Annotated in this window: 7 protein-coding genes; 3 read left to right on the top strand and 4 right to left on the bottom strand. The window is 44.1% G+C overall.

Translation table 11 applies throughout. The features are described 5' to 3' along the window. Nucleotides 1–570: 570 nt before the first annotated feature. Nucleotides 571–1,122, bottom strand: coding sequence for a peroxiredoxin (locus JGK20_RS30245; RefSeq protein WP_293195862.1), 552 nt, complete (start codon nucleotides 1,120–1,122; stop codon nucleotides 571–573). A gap of 79 nt (nucleotides 1,123–1,201) precedes the next feature. Beyond that, entirely contained in the window at nucleotides 1,202–2,449 is a 1,248-nt protein-coding gene (locus JGK20_RS30240) for a transposase (RefSeq protein ID WP_293233245.1), read from the bottom strand. Nucleotides 2,450–2,929: 480 nt separating this feature from the next. Here JGK20_RS30240 and JGK20_RS30235 point away from each other — a divergent pair, with 480 nt between their 5' ends. After that, the gene (locus tag JGK20_RS30235) at nucleotides 2,930–4,285 is read left to right on the top strand and encodes a peptidylprolyl isomerase (RefSeq protein WP_293176451.1); all 1,356 of its coding nucleotides are present in this window, start codon (nucleotides 2,930–2,932) and stop codon (nucleotides 4,283–4,285) included. 129 nt (nucleotides 4,286–4,414) lie between these two features. On the opposite strand, the gene JGK20_RS30230 is transcribed toward JGK20_RS30235, so the two are convergent. Then, nucleotides 4,415–5,128 carry a tetratricopeptide repeat protein gene (locus JGK20_RS30230; protein ID WP_293176449.1) on the bottom strand — a complete coding sequence of 238 codons (714 nt, stop codon included), beginning with the start codon at nucleotides 5,126–5,128 and terminating at the stop codon, nucleotides 4,415–4,417. A 617-nt stretch (nucleotides 5,129–5,745) separates the two neighbouring features. Between JGK20_RS30230 and JGK20_RS30225 the strand changes: the two genes are divergently transcribed. Continuing rightward, a complete protein-coding gene (locus JGK20_RS30225; RefSeq protein WP_293176447.1) occupies nucleotides 5,746–6,465 on the top strand; it encodes a pentapeptide repeat-containing protein in 720 nt (239 codons plus the stop codon). A 179-nt stretch (nucleotides 6,466–6,644) separates the two neighbouring features. Here the strand turns inward: JGK20_RS30225 and JGK20_RS30220 are convergent, their stop codons facing one another. After that, nucleotides 6,645–7,763 carry a tocopherol cyclase family protein gene (locus JGK20_RS30220; RefSeq protein ID WP_293176445.1) on the bottom strand — a complete coding sequence of 373 codons (1,119 nt, stop codon included), beginning with the start codon at nucleotides 7,761–7,763 and terminating at the stop codon, nucleotides 6,645–6,647. Between the two features lie 381 nt (nucleotides 7,764–8,144). Here JGK20_RS30220 and JGK20_RS30215 point away from each other — a divergent pair, with 381 nt between their 5' ends. Further along, a complete protein-coding gene (locus tag JGK20_RS30215; protein ID WP_293190330.1) occupies nucleotides 8,145–8,726 on the top strand; it encodes an Npun_F5749 family FMN-dependent PPOX-type flavoprotein in 582 nt (193 codons plus the stop codon). Nucleotides 8,727–8,860 lie beyond the last annotated feature (134 nt).

Here is an 8,860-nt window from a genome sequence, read left to right as displayed (position 1 = left end):
AAGTTCAATTCTCATTGAGTATGGCGAGACAGGCGATTTTAGATTTGCTCTACAGCTTGTCTGGTTACCATTTATCGTCTCTTGTAAAATAACCATGATAACTTTCGTTGTGAGGATTAAAGTCATCTGAAAATAGAGGGGAAGGGCTAAAGTCCTCACTACGAACCTATTTGATTGCGGTTCGCCGTCAGCACTTTATATCAATTCCGGTTGCATCTGAATTAATATTACCCGAAATCAGGACACGGCAGTGCCGTGTCCCTACGATTAATCACGGTAGGGAAACGGCACTGCCGTGTCCTCGCTTGTCATTCCGGCGCAGCCGGAATTGATATTAGTTCTCTGAAAATAGAGGGGAAGGACTAAAGTCCTCACTATGAAACTATTTGATTGCGGTTCGCCGTCAGCACGTTAGTTCTCTGAAAATAGAGGGGAAGGACTAAAGTCCTCACTACGAACCTATCTGATTGGGGTTCGCAGTCAGCACTTTAGTTCTCTGAAAACAGAGGGGAAGGACTAAAGTCCTCACTACGAACCTATTTGATTGCGGTGATTCGAGGTGACACAATATTAGCTGTTAGTCTGCAATTCGCCTAAACGAGCTAACACTTCTTTGGAGTGAATGGCGGGATTAACTTTAACAAATGTTTCCCGCAAAATTCCTTCAGGGTCAATAATAAAACTGTGCCGGGAAGAGATAAAACTCATCCAAGAACCGTAAGCTTTACTTATTTTGCCGTCGGTATCTGCTAATAGCGGAAATTTCAAACCTTCAGAATCACAAAATTCTGCGTGGGAGTTGACATCATCAGCGCTGATGCCGATGATTTGAGTGTTTTTTGCTAAGTATTTCGGCAAGTCTTGCTGGAATCGACGCGCTTCGATCGTACAACCGGATGTAAAATCTTTGGGATAGAAGTAGACTACGAGCCATTTACCGCGATAATCGGACAGCGAGATTTGCCCGTCGCCGCTGTTTGTCGGTAGACTAAAGTCTGGTGCGGCTTGATTCACCGCCGGCAGCTTGCCACCGAGGGCTAAGGCTGGAGGGGCAAAGTTGAAACTCAGAAGGGCTAGACAAATTGCCAATAAAGTGCTAAAAAACTTGCGCCGGGAAATCATAAATTAACAAGTAGAACTGTACTTAACACAAGTTTACAGTTTTCTGATTAAATGGGTAGGGGCAATTCGCGAATTGCTTCTAATAGTGACATACTCCTACACTGACGCTCGTACAGTACAGTGTAGGCTTCTCAGCGACTCCAGCTATTGCTTCGGACGTTAACTGAGCTTTAAGAACGGAATGCCCTACCGCTCTGTTTTTGATATTTATTGCTGCATTATGGTCGCGGTCAAGACTACATCCACAATGGGGGCAGTCGTGCCATCTCTCATGTAGCTTCTTAGGAACTTTAACGCCACAAATAGAACAATCTTGACTTGTACCAGACGCTTTAACAGGGATAACCAACAAACCAGCATTTTCGGCTTTGTTTGTCAGTATCGACAGAAAGCTTGACCATCCGGCATCAAGAACAGATTTTGCCAACCATGTACGCGCAAGTCCTTTGACATTCAAATCTTCAACCGCGACAACATCATATTTTTTCAACAAGTTGTTAGCAGTTTTGAAATGAAAATCTTTACGTTTGTCGGCAACTTTTTTATGCTGCTTGCCCAACTGTTTTACCGCTTTTAATCTTCGATTGCTTCCTTTTTTACGACGGGAAACACGCTTCTGAATAACTTTTAAACGTTTTTGAGATTTGCGATAATGTTGAGGTATAGCAACAGTTTTACCCTCAGAAGTTGTCAAAAACTCCTTTAAGCCAACATCGATACCAGTTATTAAATCTGGATTGAAATCTGGTTTAATTGTTGGCACTGTCGCATCTTCCAGGCTGAGGGTTAAATAGTAACCGTCAGCTTTTTTAGTGACAGAAGCAGTTTTGATTTTGAAACCATTCGGAATGGAACGATGCAAAACAACCTTAACTTTTCCAAACATCGGAAGATTGATTAAATTGTTTTGCAAGCATCCATCCTTCATTTGAGGATAGGTAAAGGTTCTGTAGTGGTTGCGAGACTTAAATCTTGGTCTGCCACTACGTTTTCCGTTACTGTCACCCTTCAAGAATCTATCAAAAGTTACCTTGACTCTCTTGACAATATCCTGAAGAACCTGCGAGTAAATTTCGCCATACCAAGGATGAGTTTTCTTGAGGTTAGGTAGTGTTTTCTTTTGACTGTAGTAATCGGGATTGTCCCGTAATTCTGGAAGGTGACAAACAAGAGGACAAGCATTGATAGGACAACGATTTTGCTCGTACCAGTTAAATCTATCTGCCAACAAATAGTTATATTGAGCGCAAAGCATAGACAACCACCTGTCTAATTCTATTGCTTGTTGTTTGCCTGGGCGTAATTTGTACTGGTATGCCGTCCTCATTTGCTTTTACCTCCTGTTAGCACTATGGTAGCATGATTGTGTAACCATTGTGTAGCCACATGAAAAATAAACAATTAAGATTAAGGATGTCTGAGCGACGTTTCCATAAGTTACGGCTATATGCTGTTCAATCCGATAAGACAATGACTCAAGTCATTGAAGAGCTGATTGACTCATTGCCAACATCAAAGATTGGCAATGAGTCACCGACCGACATCGCTAATTGAACTGCGTTCAATATTGCTCGTCGGTCAATTCCTCATTGCCTCGCATTCATCCCACACTAACCTGAGTACAGGTATGGTGTGGGGATTCTGCTGTGCTTGCTAAATCTGAGTTACCCACCCCTTTGATGATTCGGTGTTTAAAACCGCTTTTATACAGAGGATGCCCGCTTCTGCTGGCTAGGAAATAAAGGGAACATTTAGCCAGGATTTGGTATCAAACCGAAATATCACTTACTCAAATAGCAATTTACTTATGAGCGCTGCACTCCCGTTAACAGGCAAAGTTACAGTAGTCCAGGTAATTAATGGTCAACCGGTGACGATCGAAGTAGATGGCACTAATGCGCCGATTACTGGGGGAAATTTTGTTGATTTAGTTGAACGTGGCACCTACGATGGGGTGATGTTTCACCGAGTTGTGCGCCAGCCGGATCCTTTTGTGGTGCAAGGGGGCGATCCGCGCAGCAAGGATACTAGCATTCCGGCGGGTCAATTGGGAACGGGTAATTTTATCGATCCGGATACTAATCAGGCGCGTTTTATTCCTTTGGAAATCAAGCCGCAAGGGGCGGCACAGCCAGTTTACAACCAAGTTGTCACGCAAAAGCCACAGTTGCCTCACACGAAAGGGGCGGTGGCAATGGCTCGTTCTAATAGTGGTTTAAATACGGCTTCTTCGCAGTTCTATTTTACTTTGGATGCTTTGCCGTTTTTGGATGGCAATTATGCTGTTTTTGGCAATGTAATTCAAGGTTTTGAGACGGTTAATGCGGTGCAGCAGGGCGATCGCATTTCGAGTGCCAAAGTTGTTGCAGGGATTGTCCCCAGTCGGGTTTCGAGTATTATTCCCAATGCTGCTGTGTTGAATAGTTTTGTGAATAATACTAATTTTGTAAATCTGCCTTTGCGATCGCTCAACTTGCCTAATACGCCGAACAACTATCAAGTCACTGCCCAAGACTCTCAGCAAAACCCCAGCGGCGTGCGCGGAGGTAGCGCCAACGATCGCATTATCGGTTCATCGATTGATGATGCCATTAACGGCGGCAAAGGCAACGACACTATCACCGGGGAAGCAGGCGACGATTTTCTCAGAGGTGGCAAAGGTAGCGACTTAATTAGCGGTGGTGTTGGCAACGATATTATCAACGGAAATTTCGGCGACGATACTCTTAATGGCGATGCTGGTAACGACTTTTTACGGGGTGGGCAAGGGAATGATGTCTTAAATGGTGGCGATGGCAATGATATTTTGATTGGGGATACAGGCAACGATACTCTCACCGGAGGTAGTGGTGCAGATACTTTTGTTTTGGTCGGAGTCGATCCTGCGAGTCTGCCTTTTATTCTGCTACTCCCAACGAATCATACAATACTTGATTTTAAACCAGGTGAAGGCGATCGCATTGCTTTGACAGGAAAATTATCGGATACCACATTCACTCAATCTGGCAGCGATACTTTAATTAACTTAGCTGGGTCTCCTGCTATTGTAAAAAATGCTACTGTCGATTCCGTCAGAAATGCAGTTTTTGCAATTCCTTTGTCTCCGATTGTTCCTCGTCCTAATGACCTACCCACTGGCGATGTAGCCTTAAGAATTGGGTAGTTTTAAGTGAATTGGGTTGAGTTCAACTCGACCCAATTTCTAATACTTTTCGGCTCAATATCCATATCTTTTATTAGATGCCAGCCCCTGGTTATACAATCTATTTTTTATGGCTTATGCCAAATTTAATTAATAACATAACTTTCTAAGTTTAGAGACAGCATCTTGATAGCAATCCATTCTCGATTGCTGCTTAAATAGCCCTGCTGCTTTCTGAAAATCCTCAAATGCTCCTTGAACTTCTCTCAATTTATATCTAGTCACTCCTCGGTTGAAGTAAGCTTTGGCAAAATTGCGATCGAGGCGAATTGCTGATTCAAAATCAGCTAGTGCTGCGAGGGAATTTTCCATTTGCAAGTGGATAGTGCCTCGGTTAAAGTAAGCTTGAGCCAAATTGGGGTTGAGCATCAGTGCTGAGTTGTAATCTGCGATCGCCCCAGCATAATCTTTTGAGCCAGCTAGCATAAACGCCCGATTGTTGTAATACTTGGCTCGATAGGGATTGAGTTCGATGGCGGTAGTTAAATCGGCGATCGCAGACTGTTTGTCGCCTAATCTGTAGCGGGCAACACCGCGATCGTTGTAAGCTGGTGCGAATTGCGGATTAATGTTTATTGTGGCGGTGAAATTTTTAATCGCAGCGTGCAAGTCCTTTTGTTCGAGACTTTTTAAACCTGCACTGTAAACCTTCTTGGTGCTAACGTCTAAATTTGCCTCTTGTCGCGCTTGGGCTTGCTCGCCCGAAAATACTTTACCTGAAGTATTGGCGAATCCCAAAAATTCGATCGAATTGAAAATAGTTGTGACAGCTAATTGACTCGGGAGAAAGGGGATAGTACGCATGGGAGGGCGGGTGTTTAACTGTATGCTCTAATTTTCTTGCATCTTTCAGCTACTGACAGTGATATCCGTACTCTCGGGGAGGTGATAAGTTTGAGGAGATTTGGTGATGCTCGGGGATTGATTTGTGTGATGACAGTTGGGTTTAGTTCGTGACGCCAGTCACAACCAAGGATAATTGCGTCTATAAACCGCTAAATTTCGTAGTTTTAAGCGAACTGAACAATTTATTTTTGCTAGCCAGATTCACCAGAGAAAGAGGGAGAGAGGAAGAGGTTGAGAATATTTGACGCTGGAGGAGAATAGTTTATTAAAATATACAATTTAAATGGGCAACAGCTTCTTGCATTGTCGCAATATATGCTATCAGTAAATTCCGATCGCACTTGCGAGCATCTGATACAGGGTTTAGGGAAAAAAAATCTCTAGCACCGACGCATCTGTGAAGCAACCCATTTTCTAGGTAAGAGGATTCACCCGCGACTCGCCGAGTTAAGTTGGGGGCTGGGCTAAGGGCGATCGACATTTCACTGATATTTTTGAGTAATATTGCCGATGAAAGTTGCTTATTCTTTGATATGCTCTGATTACACATCAAGAATCTATTGCAATTAGTGTCAATGAAAATAGTTCTGACGTTAAAAACTTTCTTCGCGACAGTATTCGCGATCGCCCTATTTAGTCTCTACTTAACTCCTCCTGTGATTGCCGCGAATGCCGAGGATCTGAGTCAGCTATTAAAAGATAATTGGTGCGTCAGCTTTCTGTGGAAGCAATGCGATTTGAGCGCTGCCGATTTGCGAGGAGCTAATCTCCAAGAAGCCAACTTGAGCGGTGCCAACCTGAGCGGCGCCAACTTGTCCGGTGCTAATTTAAAAAATGCTGACCTTTCTGACGCAGATCTCACCAGCGCCAATTTAGCAAATGCTGATATTTTGGGCACGGATCTCAGTCGAGCCAATTTGACCGAAGCTAATTTCAACCGCACAAAATTGTGGGATGCTAATCTGACTTTGGCAAATCTGAGTCGCGCCAATTTACAAGATGCTAATTTGTTGGATTCTAGACTTTGGGGAAGCAATCTCACCCAAGCTAATTTAACTGATGCGACCCTGCACGGTGCTGATTTGCAATATGCTAATCTGGCAGACACTAATTTGACAAATGCTGATTTGCACAGCTTCTTTTTCCGAGGTTCCAAACAAGTCACAAATCTGAGCAATGCTAATCTAGAAGGCGCTAATTTAACGGGAGCAAATCTCAGAGGTGCGGTGCTGAATGGAGCGATAATGCCCGACGGCTCTATTAATAATGAAGAAATTGGCTTTAATTTAAAGTAAAGTCTGAATACAGTTGACAGTTGACAGTTGACAGTTGGCAGTTGACAGTTGACAGTTGACAGTTGACAGTTGACAGTTGGCAGTTGGCAGTTGGCAGTTGGCAGTTGTGAGTTCTCAGCAGTCAGTAATTAATAGACATTTAACTAATGACTAATGACTAATGACTAATGACTACTGACTTAATTCGATCGCCAAACTGCATCCCACGGCCCGCCGCCAACTTCCAAACCGGCCAAAGAACTTTGAGCCTCTAAGATAATTTTAGAGCGCTGCTTGCCATTTTTCTCAACATTTCCCCCCAACAATTCTCGCAGTTGCAAGCGCAATTCGCCGTGCGTCGTATCGCGGCAGCAAAAAGCCAGACCCTTGGCTGTAGGAGTTCGCACATAGGTGCCAGAACTTTTTGTACTGCCACTTAACTCAACTTCAAACTGGCTGTTTCTCGCCTGCATTTTCCAGCTTCCCCAAGGTTCAATATTCCAAGTTACTTGGGAATTCCAAGGCACAAATTCGTAGAATTTGCCTCGGTAATGGATGCCAATCATTGCTACCGATTCCATCCACCACAGCACGCCCCGCTTGCCACCCCCAGCAGTTAATGCTAAATCGCTTTCGCCTTGAAAACAATTGCAATTTATCCAAAACCATTTTTGCGGAAAAGCACCGCCCCAGTTTTTTTCGGTGTAAGCGGGAGCGTCTTTAAATTCATAGCGTTCGCCGTTCCAATCGATCCAACCCGTGGCTAAACCGTGAGCCATTAAAATTTGCCATCCAGGCTCAAACACTGGCAAAAAAGATAGCATTCCCGCCGTGGATTTTTGGAGTTCGTCGGAGTTTCCCCAGCCGTAAACAGGTTTGATTTCGTATTGCCAAAAACAGTGATTGCCAGTTCCTGGATCGTGCAGATAACCTTGATTCAAAGTAGCAGTAGCTTGATAGCCTTCTTCGATACGGCTGTCGAATACTTGTGGTTCTAAATATTCTGGTTTAATTTGTAAATCTGTTTTGCCCCAATGTCCTAAACCCAATGTGTCTCGGTGCGCCCAAAACTTATTTACATCGGGGAAGGTGCGGCACAAATAGCTATCTTTGGGGCCGAGAATTTGGGCGGCACCGCCGCTGTAAGGTTGACCGCCTCTGGGGTCTTCTATGGAATACATGAATGCAAAGGATTGTCCGTGAATTGGTAATGTTATTCGGTAGTACCAGCCTTCAAAAAAGCGCCGGGAACTGCCGTCCCAGTGGTAGCCGCTGTGGGGAGTTTCAATAGTTTTGAGTTTTGAGGCTGTATTTGACATAATATTACTAATAGCAGAAAAAGAGTCATTGGTCATTGGTCATTGGTCATAGGGCATAGGGCATAGGGCATAGGGCATAGGGCATAGGGCATTAGTCATTAGACCTCTTGCAAAATAATTTTCTGATATAATGGAAAGTTTTGCTTTAGTTGATTAGATATCTCCCAAAAAGCCTGTGAATAACAGGCAGGATGCCTGTTCCACAATTATGGGAGATGTTTAATTCAAAGCCTCTGATTATAACATATATCTTTTTTGCAAGAGGTCTATTAGTCATTGGTCATTAACTAAAAGGAAGAAGCAGGCTTAGTACATTACCGATTACCGATTACTGATTGCCAACTACCGATCGCCAATTACCCATATAATAGGATATTCATTATGTCTTTAGCACTTTGGCGATCGCCCTTAGCGCGATCGCTCCACCGCAACCGCAGTCTTGCCTATGCCCGCTACTTGCAACTAGCAACGGTTCGTCCTGACGGGCGTCCTGCTAACCGCACTGTGGTGTTTCGAGGCTTTTTGGAAAACACCAACCAGTTAAAGTTTATTACAGATATTCGCAGTCAAAAGGCAGAGGAAATTAATCTCTATCCTTGGGGGGAGATTTGCTGGTATTTCCCTAAAACTCGGGAACAATTTCGGATTGCTGGACAACTGATTTTGGCAGGGGCAGATTGTCCAGATGTAGAGTTGTACGCAGCCCGCCGCACAGCTTGGCAGGAGCTTTCTGAGGGGGCGCGGGTGCAGTTTGGTTGGCCCGAACCTGGGAAAGACAAGGCTGAGGCTACTGCTTTTGATTGTGCTTCCCCAGATGCGATCGAGCCGCTGCCTAGTTTTTGCTTGCTGCTGTTGGAACCGGAAACGGTGGATTTTTTGGAGTTGCGGGGGGAACCCCAGAACCGATCGCTTTACGGGCGCGACGGGGATGGCAATTGGTTTGTGCGATCGGTCAATCCCTGAAAAAGAAGTCATTAGTTATTGGTTATTAGTTATTGGTTAGGGAGCACCACAGAATGATTGATCCTATAATGACCCAAAGATAATTTCAGTGTGCAGCGTATCTTATGTCTCTAAAATCTATCATGAAACTGACC

This window comes from Microcoleus sp. PH2017_05_CCC_O_A (assembly GCF_020738785.1).
Lineage (GTDB): Bacteria > Cyanobacteriota > Cyanobacteriia > Cyanobacteriales > Microcoleaceae > Microcoleus.
Note: the sequence above shows the minus strand (reverse complement) of the source record. Positions and strands in the feature narration are given on the sequence as shown.